Source organism: Mycolicibacterium alvei (genome assembly GCF_010727325.1).
In the GTDB taxonomy this organism is placed as follows: Bacteria; Actinomycetota; Actinomycetes; order Mycobacteriales; family Mycobacteriaceae; genus Mycobacterium; species Mycobacterium alvei.
This window is the reverse complement of the sequence record NZ_AP022565.1, coordinates 5508428-5526092: the sequence shown is the minus strand read 5'-3', so window position 1 is coordinate 5526092 and position 17665 is coordinate 5508428. Positions and strand designations below refer to the sequence as shown.

Sequence of the window (17665 nt, the reverse complement as noted above, 5' to 3'; positions counted from 1 at the left end):
GCGTTCATGACACCACCCGGGCGAACGTCTTGGACTCCATGAACTCCTCGAGCCCGGCAGCGCCCATCTCGCGGCCGATACCGGACTGCTTGTATCCGCCGAACGGGCTGTCGGGGCTGAAGTAGTTGCCACCGTTGATCGAGAACGTTCCGGTGCGGATTCGCCGGGCCACGCCCAGCGCGCGGTCCTCGCTGCCGAACACCGCGCCGGACAGCCCGTAAATCGAGTTGTTGGCGATGCGGACCGCGTCGTCGTCGTCCTGGTAGGCGATCACGGCCAGCACCGGCCCGAAGACCTCTTCCTGGGCGATCTCGCTGTCGGGGTCCACATCGGCCAGCAGCGTGGGGCTGTAGAAGTAGCCGGGGTCGACCTTCTCGCCGCCGGTGACCAGCGTGGCTCCGGCCTCGACGGCACGCTTGACCATGCCGTCGACCTTGTCGCGCTGCTTCTCACTGATCAACGGACCCATGTAGGTCTTGGGGTCGGTCGGGTCGCCGAAGCGCACGTGACTGAAGTTCGTCTTGATCAGCTCGACGATCTCGTCCTTGTGCTTGGCCGGGACCAGCAGCCGCGAGGTCAGCGCGCAGCCCTGACCCGCGTGAGTGACCATGCTGAATGCGGAGAACATGGCGGCGGTGTTGAAGTCGGCATCGTCGAGGACGATCGCGGCGGACTTGCCGCCCAGTTCCAGGAACACCTTCTTCAACGTCTCGCTCGCCGCAGCCATGATGCGCCGCCCGGTGGGCGTCGACCCGGTGAACGTCACCATGTCGACGTCCGGGCTCGAGGTGAGCACCGCGCCCACCTCGGGATCCGCGCCCGACAGGACGTTGACGACGCCGGCGGGGATGTCCGTGTGGTTGGCGATCAGCTCACCGAGGGCGAGCGTGATCAACGGGGTGTCCGGAGCGGACTTGAGCACCACGGTGCAGCCGGCGGCCAGGGCCGGCGCCAGCTTGGCCAGCGCCAGCTGGTTGGGATAGTTGTAGGCGATGATCGCGGCCACGACGCCGCCGGCTTCCTTCTCCACCCACCGGTGATGCTGCATGCCGCGGTTCTCGATGTTTCCGAGATCCTCGGTGAGCGGGTAGGTCTTGAGCAGCTCGGCGTAGTACCGGACGATGTCGATCGGCCCGTCGAGCTGCGCACCGGCGCACAGCGCAGCGGTGGCCCCGACCTCGGTGGTGGTCAGTGCGGCCAGCTCGTCCCGATGCTCGATCAGCGCCCGGTGCAACTGCTCCAGGCAATGGACCCGGAACTCGGTGTTGGTGGACCAGTCGGTGTTGTCGAACGCCTGCCTGGCCGCAGCGACCGCTGCGGCGGCATCGGCGACGGTTGCGTCCGGCGCGTAGCCGAACACCTCACCGGTGGCGGGGTTGACGGAAGGAAACGTCCGCGGCGTCTCGCGCAGCTCTCCGCCGATCAACAACTTCCGGTCAGCCCGCTGTTCTGCCGCGATGGTCGGCGCTTCCTGCTGCATCATCCTCCTCAGGCGATTCACTACTGTGATGGAAACTGCATTCTCATCACCGGCGAATCATACATTCGCTCGATGAGAACTCAAGTGAAAGCTAGATTGGCTAGTCATGCCCCATTCGCTGCAGATCGACCAGTCAGGCAGGCGGCACGCAGGTTCCGCTCAGATCTTGCGGTGCACACCGGTCCGAGAGTACGGTTCTCATAATCGGAAGGATGATTCTTGACCCTTGAGAAAGTCCGGCGTCGCCCGGCGACCGGAGGACTGTCGTGAAGAATGCCGTTGTCACCGGAGGAGGTTCGGGTATCGGGGCGGCCATCGCCACCCGGTTGCGCGCCGACGGCCTCAATGTCGCAACACTCGACCTGCAGCCCTCAGATGATGAGTTCGCCCATGTCGCCGACGTGACCGACCGCGCCGCCGTCGACACCGCACTCAATACCATTCGCGCCCAACTCGGACCGATCTCGGTACTGGTCAACGCGGCCGGCCTGGACTGCTTCAAGCGGTTCAGCGATGTGTCGTTCGAGAAGTGGCAGCAGATCATCGACGTCAATCTCAACGGCGTGTTCCATTGTGTCCAGGCGGTATTGCCCGACATGCTCGAAGCCGGCTGGGGCCGGATCGTCAACATCTCGTCGTCGAGCACCCACTCGGGACAGCCATTCATGTCGCCCTACGTCGCGGCGAAATCCGCCGTGAACGGGCTGACCAAGAGCCTGGCGCTGGAACTCGGACCCAATGGCATCACGGTCAACGCAGTACCGCCTGGCTTCATCGACACTCCCATGCTCCGCAAGGCCGAAGGCAAGGGATTCCTCGGCGACACCGACAAGCAGATCGCGCAGACGCCGGTTCGCCGGATGGGCAAGCCCGAAGACATCGCCGCTGCCTGCGCCTTCTTCGCCTCCGAGGAGGCGGGCTACATCACCGGCCAGATCCTCGGGGTCAACGGCGGCCGTAACACCTGACGCGCAGGCGCACCCGAAACAACCAGTGAAGCGAAAGGACCATTGTGGGAAACAGCGTAGAGGGCAGGGTTGCCGGGAAAGTCGCATTCATCACCGGCGCGGCACGCGGTCAGGGCCGCAGCCACGCGATTCGGCTGGCCGAAGAGGGCGCCGACATCATCGCCGTCGACATCTGTAAGAACTACGACACCGTCGGCTATGCGATGGCCACGGCCGAAGACCTCGAAGAGACCAAGAACTACGTCGAGAAGACCGGACGGCGCATCGTCACCGCCCAGGCCGACGTACGCAACGAAGCCGAGCTGCGCGCTGCACTGGACGCGGGGCTTGCCGAGTTCGGCAAGGTCGACATCGTCGTGGCTCAGGCCGGCGTCGCCGCCATGAAGGGCCAGCCCGCGATGCAGGCCTGGACCGACGGCATCAACACCAACTTCGTGGGCACCATCAACGCCATCCAGGTCGCGCTGCCGCACCTCAAGGAGGGCGCGTCGATCATCGCGACAGCATCGGCCGCCGCACTGATGGACGCCCATAACAAGCCCAACCCGGGCGCCGATCCGGGCGGCATGGGTTACATGATCTCCAAGCGGCTGATCTCGGAATACGTGCATGCGCTGGCCACCGAACTGGCAGTGCGCGGAATCCGCGCCAATGTCATCCACCCGACCAACTGCAACACCAACATGCTGCAGAGCGAGCCGATGTACCGCTCGTTCCGCCCGGATCTGGAGAACCCCACCCGCGCGGACGCCGAGCCGGTATTCGGTGTGCAGCAGGCCATGAAGGTCAACTTCATCGAGCCCGAAGACATCAGCAACGCGGTGCTGTGGCTGGCGTCGGAAGAGTCGCGGTACGTCACCGGCATGCAGTTGCGCGTCGACGCCGGCGGCTACCTCAAGTGGTACGACTACCACGTGTGATGCCGTACCCAATGATTCGAAAGGATTTGGCGTAGTGAAAGTTTCGGTCGATGCCAGCCGCTGCCAGGGCCACACCCTGTGCGCGATGATCGCGCCCGACTCGTTCGTCCTCGACGACGTCGACGGTCACTCGTCGCCGGTTTCCGAGGTGGTGCCAGCGGATCAGGAGGACGCGGTCCGCGAGGCCGCGCACTCCTGCCCCGAGCAAGCCATCGTCATCGAAGATTGACGCCGACCCGAATACCAAAGGGAGACAACGCCGTGAGCACCGATGAGCAGCTTGGTCGGATAGATCCAAGCACTGTGGATGTCACGACCGACGACGACCGCAAGAAGAATAACTATCACTTCGACCGGCACACGCCGGAATACCGGTTGCAGTTCGAGAAGATCACCGAGGAGATGCAGTCCGGCTGCCCCATAGCGTGGACGGACACGTACAACGGGCACTGGGTGGCCGCCGACAGCAGGCATGTCTTCGAGCTCGCCCGATGCCCCGTCGTCTCGAATCATCACGACATCAGTGGCGAGACGCCGTACCAGGGCATTACCATCCCCAAGGCAAGCCGGGCGACAGTGGTCCGCGGCGGCATCCTCGAAATGGACGAGCCCGAGCACAGTGCCTACCGAGGCGCGCTGAACCCGTACCTGTCTCCTGCCGCGATCAAGCGGTGGGTGCCGTTCGTCGACGAGATCACCCGCGCTGCACTCGATGAGCACATCGAGTCCGGCGAGATCGACTTCGTCGAGCATCTGGCCAATGTGGTGCCTGCGGTATTCACCCTCGCCATGATGGGCATCGAGCTCAACAAGTGGAATGTCTACAGCGAGCCCACCCACGCGTCGGTCTACACCCCCGAGCACTCCCCCGATCGCGAGAAGATCAACGAGCAGCACCGCGAAATGGGCATCGACATCATCAACAACATGATGGAGATCCGGGAGAACCCGCGGCCCGGTCTGGTCAACGCGATGGTGCAGTTGCGCATCGATGGTGAGCCCGCGCCGGACATGGAGATCCTGGGCAACCTGGGCCTGGTCATCGGCGGTGGATTCGACACCACCACCGCGCTCACCGCCCACGCGTTGGAGTGGCTGGGGCAGCACCCCGATGAGCGCACCCGGCTCAGCGATGAGCGCGCGACCCTGCTCGACCCGGCCACCGAGGAGTTCCTACGCTTCTTCACCCCGGCCCCCGGTGACGGTCGGACGTTCTCCGAAGACGTTGAGGTCGAGGGCCAGCAGTTCAAGCAGTACGAGCGCCTCTGGCTGTCGTGGGCCATGGCCAACCGTGACCCGTCGGTGTTCGACCAGCCCAACGAAATCATCATGGATCGAAAAGGCAACCGGCACTTCAGCTTCGGTATCGGTGTGCATCGGTGTGTGGGTTCGAACGTAGCCCGCACGGTATTCAAGTCGATGCTCACCGCGGTACTGGATCGGATGCCGGATTACGTGTGCGATCCCGAGGGCACCGTGCACTACGACACCATCGGCGTCATTCAGGGCATGCGAAATCTGCCGGCGCGCTTCACCCCGGGCAAGAAGCTGGGGCCCGGCCTGGACGAGACCCTGGACAAGCTGCAGCGCATCTGCATTGAGCAGGAGCTGGCCCGGCCGATCACCGAGCGCAAGGAAGCCGCCGTTATCGACTGACGCGGACCGGTACTGGTTTCGCGAGGACGCCTTGTACGTCTGCCGCCTGTTAACCTCGAAATGAGGTCGGATCCGGCAAGCGTGCAAGGCGTCGCCTTTTGGAGAGAACAACATGGGGGTTTCCAACACGTGATCAAGTCTTCTCTCAAGTACGTCGCGGGTGCGCTCGGTGCGGTCGCCCTGTCCGTCCCGGTGTCAGCGGGGGTCGCCTCGGCCCAGCCCGACTTCAGCGCGGTGATCAATACGACGTGCAGCTACGAGCAGGTGATGGGCGCGCTCAACGCCCAACGTCCCGACCTGGCCCAGGAATTCAACTCCTCCCCGTTCGCCCAGGGTGCATTGCGTAACTTCCTGGCCTCGGGTCCGGCCCAGCGTCAGCAGACGGTGGCACAGCTTCAGGCCAGCCCGGCGGCCGCGCAGTACTTCGGGCCGATCAACTCGATCGCGGGCAGCTGCAACAACTACTGACCTGTCAGCGGGTCTTGACCGGCATCCTCGCCCAACCCCGCACGCTTGAGGTGCGGGCCATGGTCGTGTGTTCGTAGTCGACGTCCCAGTCGGTCCAGCGCTTCAGGACCTCCTCGAAGGCCACCCGCGCCTCGAGCCGAGCCAGTGCCGAGCCGAGACAGAAATGCAGGCCCTGGCCAAAGCTGAGATGGCTGCCCTTGCGGTGGATGTCATATCGATCCGGATCGGGGTAGCGGGTGTCGTCCCGGTTGGCCGAGCCGTTGAGCAGCAGCATGTAGGACCCCTCGGTCACCGTCTGCCCATACAGCTCGACGTCGCGCGCCACGTACCGCGCCTGCACGGGTGAGGGCGGCTCGAAGCGCAGTGTCTCTTCCACCGCCGACGGGATCAATGACGGATCGGCGGCAAGCTCACGACGTTGGTCGGGGTGCTCACCGAGCAACTGCCCCATGAAGCCGATCAGCCGGGCAGTGGTTTCTCCGCCCGCTCCGGCGATCATGGCCGTGTAGGCGAGAACCTCGGTGCGGTCCAGGTGACGCCGCGACCCATCCGGCTCCTCCACCTCCGCGTTGAGCAGTTCGGTCATCAGATCATCGGACGGATGGTTTGCCCGCCACTCGATGTACTCGGCGAACTCTGCGAGCGACTCGGCGAAAACCGTCGCGCTGACGTCCCCGGCCACCTCCCCGACCGAGATGTTCTTGTCTGTGCGGTCACGAATCTTCTCCTGTCCCTCCTCGGGAATCCCGAGCAGGTACCCGATGGTGCGCATCGGCATGAACGCGCCGAGATCGGCGACGAAGTCGAACCCGTCGCTGTCCATCAGTGGATCCAGTGCGCGAGAACAGAATCCACGAACCAGGTCTTCGACGGCCAGCATGCGCCTGGGGGTGAATACGCGCGAAAGCAGACGACGGTGCAGGTCATGCAGCGGTGGGTCCTCGAACAGTAGGATCCCCGGCGGCACCTCGATGCCACTGAACAGGATGTCCGCGGTCGTGCCCCGACCCGACCGGTACGTCTCCCAATCGGGCAGGGCCTGCGCGACGTCGTCGTAGCGGCTCAGCGCATAGAAGTTGTACCTGTCGTTGTGGTACAGCGGAGCTTCTTCACGCATGCGCCGCCAGATCGGATACGGATCGTCATCGATCGCGAAGTCGAAGGGGTCGTAATACAACTCCACCGCGGGGTCGACAGTCATCCTCGTCTTACCTTCCAATCATGCTGTGTACGTGGCGTTTCACCGCAGCGTGCTACTTGGGCTGATTCGGCACCCCGGGGAAGTACTGCTCGGTGGGCCCCGCCGTCACCCACCCGCCGAGCTTGGTGACCAGGTGCGGCGCGAAAACCGAGGCGTAGACCGCGTGTCCGACCACGATCGTGGCGAACACCGACAGCACACCCGACTGCAGCCGGGTCGCCGATATCTTGTCGGCCCATATCTCGATCACGTTGCGGCCCTCGCAATCGGTGCGCCCCAACAGATAGGTGAATACCATCATCTGCAGGCCCATCGCGATGGCGTCGTAGATCGGATACTGGTGCTTGGTGCCTTCCCACAGCCCCAGACCCTCGATCACATAGCCGTAGTAGAACAGGCCGAGCCGCGCACCGATGATCGCGTTGAAGAACAAAGCCCACAGGAAACCCACGGCGAAGCCCACCCCGAGCAGGGTCTGTGGTCGACGCCAGTTCCACTTCGCGCACACCCGGCGACCCAGTGCCGCGCCGATGATGGCCGGCAGGACGAAGTACCCCATGTAGCCGACCGGAACCGCCGACGGCAGCCCCCCGCCCCAGGTCATGTTGAGCGGCCACCAGGAAGGCATCCGCGGGAGCTCGGGCGGGAATTGCGCATAGACCGCCCAGTCGTACGGAGCCTCGATCCAGGAGAACGAGAGCGCCGAGATGCACACCAGCAGCAAGGGGTGCAGCCGCCCGCGGCGCACACTCAGGTAGATACCGACGGCCAGGAATCCCAGGCCGCTGATGTAGGCGAAAGCGACCCCGGCGTTGATCAGGAACTGCACGCTCACCGGTCCACCTCCGGTCCCGATCCGGGCGGCGTGCGACGCGCCTCCGGATCGAAATACAGCACCAGGCCGACGATCAGGGTGATCAGGCCGAACAGGGTGCCCAACATGATGATTGCGCCCACTGCCACCTCCTCGGGATACGACGTTTCAGGGTCTACTGCGGTCCGTTGGGCCACTTGAGCAGTGAACCCGCGTCGACGCGGATGTGCTGTCCGGTGATGTAGCGGCTTTCCGCGCTGGCCAGGAACACCCCGAGATTGGCCATGTCCTCGGGTTCGATGTACGGAATCGGCATGGCCTGGAACAGGTTGAACAGCGGTTCGGCGTCTTCGCGGGTGGCGGTCTTGCCCGCGGCCTTGAGGTCGGGGCGGAACACCCCGTACATGCCCTCGTTCTGCAGCAGATGGGTATTGCAGTTGGTCGGGTGGATGGCGTTGATCCGGATCATCCTCGGCGCCAGGTGAAGACACATTTCGTCGACGTACTCCATCACGATGCGCTTGCTCCAGCCGTACCCGGCGCCACCCGGCCCCATGTCGGGACTGGTGGTGGTGCCCCGAATCATTCCCGCGGTGGATCCGGTGACGATGATCGATGCACCGCCGGGCAGGTGCGGGATCGCCACCGCGACGGTGTTCATCACACCGAGCAGGTCGACATCGGAGGCGTCGACGAAGCCCATCGGATCGGGATTGCCCATCGCCATCGGCAGGATGCCCGCATTGGCCACGACGATGTCGATCTTTCCGAGGTCGGCGATCCCGGCTTCCACCGCGTCACGCAACTCGTGGCGCTCGCGGACATCGGCCACCCGCGCCACGATGCGCCGGCCGAGCTCCTTGATCTTGCGCTCGGTCTCGGCCAGGTCCTCGGGGGTGGCCAACGGGTAAGGGTTGGAGGGGATGTCGCGGCAGATGTCGACCGCGATGATGTCGGCGCCCTCGTTGGCCATCGCGACCGCATGCGCGCGGCCCTGGCCGCGAGCGGCTCCGGTGATGAAGGCAACCTTGCCGTCCAGCTTTCCGGGCATTGTGGTGCTCCTTTTCTCTGCTGAGCAGACGCGGAATCGCATTACCCGTGGGTGTTTCGCGCGAGTGTGCGTCTGTTCGCGGTGTCAGTCCAGCGGTGTGAAGGTGATGTGCAGCGTGCTCAGCCCACGCATGATGAACGTCGGCTCGTAGGTGTAATTGCGGTTGTCGGCCGGACCGTGGTGCGCGGCGGAGATCGTGATGTCGGACATCCGGTCCAAGATCCGGTTCAACGAGATCCGGCCTTCCGCACGCGCCAGTGGCGCGCCCGGGCAGGAATGCACGCCCCGGATGAATGCGATCTGTTCTCGTACATTCGCACGGTCCGGGTGGAAGGTGTTGGGGTCGGGGAACTTACGTTCGTCACGGTTGCACGCCCCCGGCAGCACCATGACAGTGGTCCCGGCCGGCACCTCGACATCACCGATACTGGTCGTCTTGCTGGCCATCCGGAAGTGCGATTTGACCGGGCTCTCCATCCGCAGTGTCTCTTCGAGGAAGGCCGGGATCCGGCCCCGGTCGTCGCGCAGCATCGTCTCGAACCCGGGATTGTCGGCGATGAACCGGACAGCCGAGCTGACCAGCTTCGTGGTGGTCTCCGTTCCCGCCGCGAACAGGAAGGTGGACAGGTTCATCACATCGTCGATCTCGGGTGTCGAACCGTCCTCGTACTTGGCCAGCGCCAGTCCGGTCAGCACGTCCTCACGTGGCGTGCGCCTGCGGTCCTCGATGTAGGCATAGAACTTCTCGTTGAGCCACTGCAGGGGGTTGTGCGTTGTCGGTGCCTCCTTCCCGAGTTCGCCGACCGTCTCCAGCGCGAACGCCGCCTTGAACTCCTCGTGATCCTCGGCCGGGACGCCGAGCAGATCGGCGATCACCAGTAGCGAGAACGGTTTTGCGTAGTCCGCCAGGAATTCGCAGCCACCCTTGTCGATGAATGTGTCGAGTTGCCGATCGGCCAACCGCCACATGAACTCCTCGTTCTCCTTGAGGCGCTTGGGGGTGATCAGCTTGTTCATCAGGCCGCGAGTCCGTGTGTGCAGCGGCGGATCTTGCGAGGTGATGTGCTCACTCATCGGGACGGCGAGCCGATGCTCCTCGATCAGCGCCGAGACGTCGTCGCTCTCGCCCGGCCCGAACGGCAGACCGGAGAACGGCCCCGCCACCGACACGCAGGACGAGAATGCCGAGTCCTTGTAGACCGCGAGTGCCTCGTCATAGCCGGTGACGGCCAGCACGTTGAACGGAGTGGCTTGGGTGACAGGACACTTCGACCGCAGATAGTCGAAGTAGGGATAGGGGTCCGGCACCAGTGATTCGTCGGTGAAGAAATCCACCTCTTCTAAATCTGAATGGATTTGGGTCATTGTTTCGCCTCCTGTACGGGTCGGCTGGAAACTACTTCTGAAACCTCTCCGGAGCTGAGATCCATTATTTTGCCGAGGTTTTCGGCGATATCCTCAGCAGTCAACGGGATCTGGTCGATACCCCGCGAGGCGACCACGGCGATCCTGGCAACTCCTCCGAGCCCGACCCGCAGGATCTCCCCGGACAGCCGGCAGGAATCGTGTGCCAGGAATGCCGCAGCGGGTGCGCACAGGTCAGGTGGCATGGCGGCGTTGATCTGGTCCATGAGTTCTGTCGAGATACCGTGGTCGGCGGCGATCTTGTCGGATTGTGCCGCCGACATCCTGGTGAACGCGCGCGGCGCGATCGCATTCACCAGGATTCCGTGTGCCAGGCCCTCGCCGGCCAGGGTGCGGGTCAATCCGAATACCGCGCCCTTGGCGCCGCCGTAGCTGGTGTGTTCGGGTATCCCGCCCAGCATAGCCTCGGACACGGTGTTGACGACCCTGCCGTAGCCGGCCTGCACCAGATGCGGCCAGGCTGCCCTGGTCACGAAAAGTGTTCCGAAGTAATGGACGTCGAGCATCGAGCGGAATTGATCGATGCCGAGGTCGAGGAGTGCGCCTGCGACATGAACGCCCGCGTTGTTGACCACCGCGTCGAGGCGTCCATAGGTCTGCACGGCGGTGTCGACGATCGCGGCGGCGCCGGCCTCGTCGGCCACCGACGCGACGCAGGGCACCGCCTCGCCACCTGCCGCCTTGATCTCGGCCACCACCTCGGTGGCCGGCTCTGCCGAAGCGCCGTGACCGTCGATGCCTACGCCGTAGTCGGCGACGACCACGCGCGCACCCTTCGAGGCCAGCAACAATGCGTGACTACGGCCGACACCCCTGCCCCCGCCTGTCACGATCGCCACCCGACCGTCGTAACGGAGTTCGGTCATCGGGCTCCGGCCGCATCGAAGAGAACCGGCAGCGACGTCGGCGACCGGAAGACCTGTCCCCGAATGTGCGGGTCGTCCCCGTCCGGGTCCAGTCGCAGATTGGGCAGTCGGTCCAGCAGAAGGTTGACGGCGGTACGTATTTCGAGCCGCGCCAGGTGCATACCCAGACACACGTGGACCCCGTGACCCCAACCGAGGTTCCCTTTGGCGGTGCGGAAGATGTCGAACTGGTCGGGATTCTCCCATCGATCTTCCTGCCGATTCGCCGAGCCGAGCATCGGCATCACCGAACAGCCTTCGGGGATGCGCACCCCACCGAGCTCGGTGTCGCAGGTGGTGGTCCGGGTGATGGTCAACAGTGGAGGATTCCAGCGCACCGCCTCCTCGATGGCCTGCGGCAGCAGTGATCTGTCGGCCCGGATTGCGTCCAGCTGCGCCGTATCCGAGAGCAACCCGAACAGCAGGTTGCCCAGTGACCGGTACGTCGTCTCCACGCCGGCAGGCAACAGCAGTCGGAGGAAGGAGAAGATCTCTTCGTCGGTGAGCTTCTCGCCGTCGATCTCGGCCTCGGCGAGAAGGCTGATCATGTCTTCCTTCGGTTCGGCCCGACGGGCCTGCAGGATCGGTGCGAAGTACTCGCACAGGGCGGCCGACGCAGCCAGACCGCGCTCGGGATTCAGAATCCAACTCAGCAGCGAAATGGACCAGCGCTGGAACTGCGGATAGTCCTCTTCCGGCAATCCCAACAATCCCGCGATGATCCGGCTCGGATAGTCGAAGGTGAATTCCTTGACCAGGTCGGCCTTGCCGTTGCCCGCAAACTTGTCGATGAGCTCATTGCCGACTCGGCCGACGAGCTCGTCTTCCCAACGCGCCAGGGCCTTTTGCGAGAACGCCTTCGACACCAACGAACGCAGCCGGCCGTGCACCGGTTCGTCCATGCCCAGCATCACCCGCTCGCCGAGCACCGGACCGAACGCTGCGATGACACCAGAGGACGAGAATGTCAGGTTGTCGCGCAGCATCTGCTGGGCGTCCTCGTAGCGGTACACGATGAAGACGGGCTTGCCCTCCTCCCCGGGCATCGCCGACATGTCGATCCGCTGGATCGGTTCCTCGCGCCGAAGCCTGGCCAGTTCCGGGAACGGGTCCCGGACGTCTCCCGACACGGCGTCGTCGAACGAGCCGAAGTCCTCGAGGTCGTCAAAAAGCTGTTCCACAGACGTTCTCCTCACTGCGCCGGGTAGGCGACTGATTTCACTTCGGTGTACTGGCTGAAGCCCGCAACACCGTTCTGGCGCCCGACGCCGCTGTTCTTGTAGCCGCCGAAGGGGGTGTCTGCGCCGTAACCTGCGGTGCCGTTGAGTCCGATGAACCCGGCACGCAGCCGTCGTGCGACGGCAAGCGACCGCTCCAGCGAACTCGACATGACGTTGCCGGCGAGGCCGTACGGGCTGTCGTTGGCGATCCGGACGGCGTCTTCTTCGTCCTCGTAGGGAATGACCACGAGGGCAGGACCGAAGATCTCCTCCTGCGCGATCGTCATCGAGTTGTCCACATCGGTGAAAAGTGTTGGGTTGACCCAGAATCCCTTGGCATACAGATCCTGTGCCGTCGGCGCCTCCGTACTGCCGACCAGCATCGTGGCACCTTCCTCGACGCCTTTCCCGATGTAGTCGAGGATGCGTGACTGCTGCCTGGCCGAGATCACCGGGCCGCAGAGGGTTCCGGGATCCTGCGGATCGCCGGGAACGATGTTCTCGTAGATGGCCTTCAGGATCGCGACACCCTCGTCGTAGCGCGAGCGCGGCAACAGCATTCGAGTGGGAGCGGCACAGCCCTGCCCGGCGTGCAGCAGGGGTCCGATCCCGATCAGGCAGGCGGTGTTCAAATCCGCATCTTCCAAGACTATCGTCGCCGACTTGCCGCCGAGTTCGAGGAACAGCCGCTTCATCGTCGCGGCACCTTTTTCCATGATTCGCTTGCCCACCGCCGTGGAGCCGGTGAACGAGATCATGTCGACCTTGGGTGACAGCGTCAGTTCTTCGCCGACGAGGTGGTCCGACGCCGTCACGACGTTCACCACACCGGCTGGGATATCGGTGTTCTCGGCGATGAGCCGGCCGAGCCGGGTGGCATTAAACGGGGTGTCCGGGGCGGGCTTGAGCACCACGGTGTTTCCCGTCGCCAACGCCTGCCCGAGCTTGTTGATGGCGACCTCGAACGGAAAGTTCCACGGCACGATGGCACCGACCACCCCGACGGGCTCGTGCCACACCTTCCGGGTGGTGTTCACCCCGGTCACGGAGACGACGGTATCGCCGAGATCGACTTCCCACGGGAAGGTTTCGATGAGCCGGGCCGGATACCTGAGCCCGTCGGCGAGCGGGGCGTCGAGTTGTGGGCCGTGTGTCACGGCACGCGGGGCACCCACTTCGGAGATCAGTTCCTCGCGCAACTCCTCCAACTCGCCCTCGATCGCCTCGTGCAGTTGTTCGAGGCACCGCTTGCGGAGCTGGTGGTTGGTCGACCAGTCGGTCTCGTCGAAGGACCGGCGGGCGGCGTCGATGGCCCGGTTCATATCGGCCTTCGAGGCGTCCGGGGCTTCTCCGAGCACCTCTTCGTTCGCCGGGTTGATGTTGGTGAAGGTTCCTGCCTCACCCTCGACGAGCTTGCCGTCGATCAACATCCTTGCTTCGAAGTCAGCCATGACCCGTCTCTTTCCCTCGGAGTGCGCCGAACCTCGGGATGCCCATCATCAGCCGGGTCATCTGGTGCAATCCCGCCGTGGGCAGCAAACGGTTGGCGAGCAACAACATTCGTGCGTCCGGACCGACAGCGGTCTTCACGAACGGTTTCGAGCTGTCGAGGGCCTTGGCCAGACCCGCAGCGAACTTCTCGGGGGGCCGGGCCGCGCGCTTCATCATGGCCCGCCCCCGTTTGTCCATCGTGCGGTGGTGACGAGCGTAGGGGCCGTCCAGATCGCGGAGGTCCGTCGTGCCGGCGTCGGTGATGATCTCCGTGTCGTAAGTCCCGGTGACCAGAATCGTGACGCCGATGCCGAAGGGCCCGATCTCCCCAGCCATCGATTCACCCCACCGTTCCAGCGCACCCTTGACCGCCGAATACGGTGCGGTCGCCGGCATTCCACGTACTCCGGCGGCACTGGAGATCAACACGATGCGACCCCGGCCGGCGTTCCGCATGGACGGCAGGAGCGCCTTGGTGAGCGTCACCGGGCCGAAGACATTGGTCGCGAACATGCGTTCCCACAAATCCGGCGGCGTCTCCTCGACCATCCCTGCCGCCGAGATCCCGGCGTTGTGTACCACCGCATGTGGCGCGCCGACGGTTTCGATGATGCCCTTGGCGGCCGCGGCGATCGATGCGGCGTCGGTGAGGTCGAGTTGGATACCGATCAGCCGGTCGTCGTCCTCGCCGGCTCCCGTCGCCTCTCGCAGCAGCGCCATTCCCCGATCCGGCGAGCGCATCGCCGCCACCACGCGCCACCCCTCGCGATAAAGGTGCGTGGCCGATGCGAAGCCGAGCCCACGGGACGCGCCCGTGATGACGACACTGCGGGACTCAGCCATGGCCGCTTCCGGTCGCGCAATCACCTTGACCGGGTGGGGGCGGTTGAACGTCGGGACGCCCGTCGGGAAGTCCGCTCTGCCAGGTGGCCCACTTCCCGACCGAGAACGGCCCCTCGGCGCCCTCCTTCTCGAAATACCCTTGCGGGTCATACACTTTGGCTTCGGGATACGGCCACGGGCAGGCGACGGCGGTGGCGGCGCCGCTGGCCTTGATGACCGCGAACCAGGTCCCGTAGGCGAAGTACGCGACGTTGATGATGACGAACATCACCAGGAACGTGCCCAGCACCGGCTTTGTCGGGAACAGCCTGGCCTTCGCCGCAAGCTTCTCGGCGACTGCCTTGCCGGTGTCGTCGCGGTAGCACAGCACCGCCGCGGGAACCATCACGAAGGTCACCGCCAGCGACTCCCAGATCAACGGGAACTGGAACGTGGTGCCTGGGAACAGGGATCCGAACGGGATCACCTGGGAATAGATGTAGAGACCGGTGCGCACCAGACTCACCTCGAGGATCGCATCGAAGATGAATCCGATCACCAGGGTGATCGATCCCAAGCTGATCAACGGGTGCTTCGACACGAAGGCCGTCGGGCCGTACTTGGCCTGCAGCTTGCGCAGGATCCAGATCGCGGGGAAGAACGGGGCGAAATAGAACGCCACGTAGCCGAACACGATGAACGGTTCGACCGTCGGGGACAGCATGATCAGCGGCCAGTTCTCCGGCCAGTGAATCAGCTCCGGGTTGTAGACCGCGAACGGGGCCCAGTTCATGATCGGGTCCTGCCACACGATCAAGGTGGTGCACAGGAACATCAGCATGATCGGGCTACCCGGGTCGCGTCGCCACCCGCGGACGAAGATCACCACCAGGATCACCAGCAAGATCACGGTGCCGATCTGGTGCACCCACAGCCAACCGTCCCAGCCGAGCAGGAATTCGACGGGGCGTGGCCGGCCCTCGACGTTCGGATTCGCCACCCGGGGATGGACCTCGGTCCGCGCGAAGGCGACGAAGAGGCTGAAGAACGAGATCAGCGCGAACGCACCCGCCCATCGGCCCCAGTTCGGGCCGGTACGGGCCGCCTTGCCCTTCTCGGTACCCGCCACCGTGACCGGGCCCGGCGGCGCTGATTTCTCGGTGGTCATCAGGCGTCCTCTCCGAAGCGATCGACCAGGTGCGAGTTGACGCCGTCCGCATCGAGGGTCCGGGCCACCAGATACCCCGAGCCCATCCACGCGCGTCGTGTCCACTTCCCCAGGGACACCCGGGTTCCGGGCGCGCCGGAAGCCGCCGGCATCATCTTCACGCGCTCGAGTGCCTCCTTGACCCCGCGCGGACTCAGCGGATGGGCATCGGTGAAGGCACGCACCAGAGTGGCAGCGACGTCGTGATTGACTACCGACACGCAGTACTCGGGACGACTCCCGTTGTACCGCTTGGCGTACCGATCCAGCCAGGCCTGTCCGACGAGGTTGCCCTCGTCGTACTGATCGACCCCGACCCAGCCCAGGAACGCGTTCCACATGATCGGGTTGACCCAGGCGTTCTGGAATGCGGTGGTGGTGAAGCGCGGGGGGTCCCAGTTGACGGCCTCAAGTGCGGGGTTGATGAAGACAATGCCGAAACCGAATCCGAGGTGCACAATCGCCTCGGCTTTCGCCTCGTGCAGTGTGCTCACCGCGGCGTTGATGTCCTGGGCGGTCTGCGCTATCGCGGCCTCGGCGACAATTCGAATACCCTTGCGGGCACACGCAGTTCGTAGATTCTTCAGATAGCTGTCACCGATGAGGTTCTGCTCCACCAGGACACCGATCTCGGTCAGGCCTCGCTTGGCGACCAGATCCGCCAGGAAGATGGGTTCGTCGGTCATCGATCCCTGCGAGAAGGCGAACGTCCACTCACCGAGCCAGTCGTCAGTACCCGTGACGCTGATCGCCGGCACCTTGAAGCGCTCCTCGATCGCTTCGCGCAGTGGCACGCAGTTGTCGGTGATGTTCGGTCCGAACACCACCAGGCATCCCTCGTCGACCAGCTCGCCATAGGCATCGACGACCGCCTTGACCGAGCCCTTCGGCAGACCTTCCACCTCGCGGTAGATCATCTGCACCGGGCGATCCATCAACCCCTGCTCGACGGCCTCCTCGAACACCAGGTCAAACGTCTGGGTGAACGAGGCCATCAGTTCTTCCGGGAACCCCGGCGGCAACGTGAAGTCCATCAGGTAACCGACCTTGATGGGCTCCGCAGTGCTCTCGTACGACATCTGACCTCCATGATGCGGCGTCCATCGCAGGGAACGCCGGGGTCGACCTAATATTTGTTCTGAAAATAACGGGGCCGGGGCACCGCGTCAATCGCCAGATGCCGATTCACCCAGGTAGACGTCGATCAACTCGTGCAGACCACGGCTCACCGCCACGTCGTCGGTCAACGGCCCCGCGATCGCCACCCTGGCGGCCACGGCGACGGGCAGGCCTTCGGCGATCAGCCGCCCGGCCGCGATCAGCACGCGGGTCGACGCGACTTCACGCAGGCCACCGGTCTCCAGCCGCCGGATGGCCTGTCCGAACCTCACCAACTCGGCGGCGGTGCGGTGATCCACCCCCGCCTCGTGGGCGATGATGCCCTCTTCGACATCGGGGGCCGGAAAGCCGAACTCGATGGCCACCATCCGCTGGCGGGTCGAGTCCTTGAGGTCTTTGAGGACGCTTTGGTACCCCGGGTTGTAGGACATCACCAGGCCGAATCCCGGCGCCGCGTCCAGCGTGATACCCAAGCGCTCGATCGGCAGCTGGCGCCGGTAATCGGCGAGCGGGTGCAACACCACCGTGGTGTCCTGGCGCGCTTCCACCACCTCGTCCAGGTAGCAGATCGCGCCCTCGCGTACCGCCCGGGTCAACGGACCGTCCGTCCAGACCGTCTCGTCGCCCCGCAGCAGGTATCGGCCGACAAGGTCGGCTGTGGTCAGGTCGTCATGGCAGGCGACGGTGATCAGCGGCCGGCCGAGGTCGTGGGCCATGGCCTCGACGAAGCGTGTCTTGCCACATCCGGTCGGACCCTTCAGCACCAGCGAGAGACCTTGGCGATACGCCGCCTTGAAGACGATCTCTTCATTGCCGACCGGCTTGTAGTAGGGGCGCTCACTCAGAGCCTGCGAACTGGCACCGTTCTGGTGAGCGAGCCCTGACTCGTTGACCATCAACACACCTTTCGTCGTATCC

The 17665-nt window shown here is 64.5% G+C and carries 18 protein-coding genes; 5 read left to right on the top strand and 13 right to left on the bottom strand.

Going from position 1 to position 17665, the window contains the following annotated elements; genetic code table 11:
* Window positions 1–4: 4 nt before the first annotated feature.
* On the bottom strand, window positions 5–1480 hold the full coding sequence (locus G6N44_RS26480) for an aldehyde dehydrogenase family protein (RefSeq protein ID WP_163669184.1): 1476 nt from the start codon (window positions 1478–1480) through the stop codon (window positions 5–7).
* Between the two features lie 266 nt (window positions 1481–1746).
* On the opposite strand from G6N44_RS26480, the gene G6N44_RS26475 reads away from it, so the two are divergent.
* From G6N44_RS26475 to G6N44_RS26455, 5 genes are all read left to right on the top strand, one after another.
* On the top strand, window positions 1747–2448 hold the full coding sequence (locus tag G6N44_RS26475) for an SDR family NAD(P)-dependent oxidoreductase (RefSeq protein ID WP_163669182.1): 702 nt from the start codon (window positions 1747–1749) through the stop codon (window positions 2446–2448).
* Window positions 2449–2492: 44 nt separating this feature from the next.
* Window positions 2493–3368, top strand: a complete 876-nt coding sequence (locus G6N44_RS26470) for a mycofactocin-coupled SDR family oxidoreductase (RefSeq protein ID WP_163669180.1) — start codon at window positions 2493–2495, stop codon at window positions 3366–3368.
* Between the two features lie 34 nt (window positions 3369–3402).
* Window positions 3403–3597 carry a ferredoxin gene (locus G6N44_RS26465; protein WP_163669178.1) on the top strand — a complete coding sequence of 65 codons (195 nt, stop codon included), beginning with the start codon at window positions 3403–3405 and terminating at the stop codon, window positions 3595–3597.
* A 74-nt stretch (window positions 3598–3671) separates the two neighbouring features.
* On the top strand, window positions 3672–5024 hold the full coding sequence (locus G6N44_RS26460; RefSeq protein ID WP_179964447.1) for a cytochrome P450: 1353 nt from the start codon (window positions 3672–3674) through the stop codon (window positions 5022–5024).
* Between the two features lie 129 nt (window positions 5025–5153).
* A complete protein-coding gene (locus G6N44_RS26455) occupies window positions 5154–5492 on the top strand; it encodes a hemophore-related protein (RefSeq protein WP_163669176.1) in 339 nt (112 codons plus the stop codon).
* 4 nt (window positions 5493–5496) lie between these two features.
* On the opposite strand, the gene G6N44_RS26450 is transcribed toward G6N44_RS26455, so the two are convergent.
* From G6N44_RS26450 to G6N44_RS26400, 12 genes are all read right to left on the bottom strand, one after another.
* Window positions 5497–6693 carry a cytochrome P450 gene (locus G6N44_RS26450; RefSeq protein WP_163669174.1) on the bottom strand — a complete coding sequence of 399 codons (1197 nt, stop codon included), beginning with the start codon at window positions 6691–6693 and terminating at the stop codon, window positions 5497–5499.
* A 52-nt stretch (window positions 6694–6745) separates the two neighbouring features.
* Window positions 6746–7528, bottom strand: a complete 783-nt coding sequence (locus G6N44_RS26445; protein ID WP_163669172.1) for a spirocyclase AveC family protein — start codon at window positions 7526–7528, stop codon at window positions 6746–6748.
* Window positions 7525–7650 (bottom strand): hypothetical protein, encoded by a 126-nt coding sequence (locus tag G6N44_RS29730; RefSeq protein WP_264033031.1) that lies wholly within the window; start codon window positions 7648–7650, stop codon window positions 7525–7527. The genes G6N44_RS26445 and G6N44_RS29730 overlap by 4 nt, the downstream gene beginning before the upstream one ends.
* A gap of 32 nt (window positions 7651–7682) precedes the next feature.
* Window positions 7683–8558, bottom strand: a complete 876-nt coding sequence (locus G6N44_RS26440; protein ID WP_163669170.1) for a mycofactocin-coupled SDR family oxidoreductase — start codon at window positions 8556–8558, stop codon at window positions 7683–7685.
* Window positions 8559–8642: 84 nt separating this feature from the next.
* Window positions 8643–9923 carry a cytochrome P450 gene (locus G6N44_RS26435; RefSeq protein ID WP_163669168.1) on the bottom strand — a complete coding sequence of 427 codons (1281 nt, stop codon included), beginning with the start codon at window positions 9921–9923 and terminating at the stop codon, window positions 8643–8645.
* The gene (locus G6N44_RS26430; RefSeq protein WP_163669166.1) at window positions 9920–10849 is read right to left on the bottom strand and encodes an SDR family NAD(P)-dependent oxidoreductase; all 930 of its coding nucleotides are present in this window, start codon (window positions 10847–10849) and stop codon (window positions 9920–9922) included. Before G6N44_RS26430 ends, G6N44_RS26435 begins: the two co-directional genes overlap by 4 nt.
* On the bottom strand, window positions 10846–12069 hold the full coding sequence (locus G6N44_RS26425; protein ID WP_163669164.1) for a cytochrome P450: 1224 nt from the start codon (window positions 12067–12069) through the stop codon (window positions 10846–10848). Before G6N44_RS26425 ends, G6N44_RS26430 begins: the two co-directional genes overlap by 4 nt.
* Window positions 12070–12080: 11 nt before the next feature.
* Window positions 12081–13559, bottom strand: coding sequence for an aldehyde dehydrogenase family protein (locus G6N44_RS26420; protein WP_163669162.1), 1479 nt, complete (start codon window positions 13557–13559; stop codon window positions 12081–12083).
* On the bottom strand, window positions 13552–14442 hold the full coding sequence (locus tag G6N44_RS26415; RefSeq protein WP_163669160.1) for an SDR family oxidoreductase: 891 nt from the start codon (window positions 14440–14442) through the stop codon (window positions 13552–13554). Before G6N44_RS26415 ends, G6N44_RS26420 begins: the two co-directional genes overlap by 8 nt.
* Window positions 14435–15589 carry a spirocyclase AveC family protein gene (locus G6N44_RS26410; RefSeq protein WP_163669158.1) on the bottom strand — a complete coding sequence of 385 codons (1155 nt, stop codon included), beginning with the start codon at window positions 15587–15589 and terminating at the stop codon, window positions 14435–14437. Before G6N44_RS26410 ends, G6N44_RS26415 begins: the two co-directional genes overlap by 8 nt.
* The gene (locus G6N44_RS26405; RefSeq protein WP_163669156.1) at window positions 15589–16707 is read right to left on the bottom strand and encodes an ABC transporter substrate-binding protein; all 1119 of its coding nucleotides are present in this window, start codon (window positions 16705–16707) and stop codon (window positions 15589–15591) included. The genes G6N44_RS26410 and G6N44_RS26405 overlap by 1 nt, the downstream gene beginning before the upstream one ends.
* Before the next feature lie 87 nt (window positions 16708–16794).
* Entirely contained in the window at window positions 16795–17643 is an 849-nt protein-coding gene (locus G6N44_RS26400; RefSeq protein WP_163669154.1) for a CbbQ/NirQ/NorQ/GpvN family protein, read from the bottom strand.
* Window positions 17644–17665: the final 22 nt, after the last annotated feature.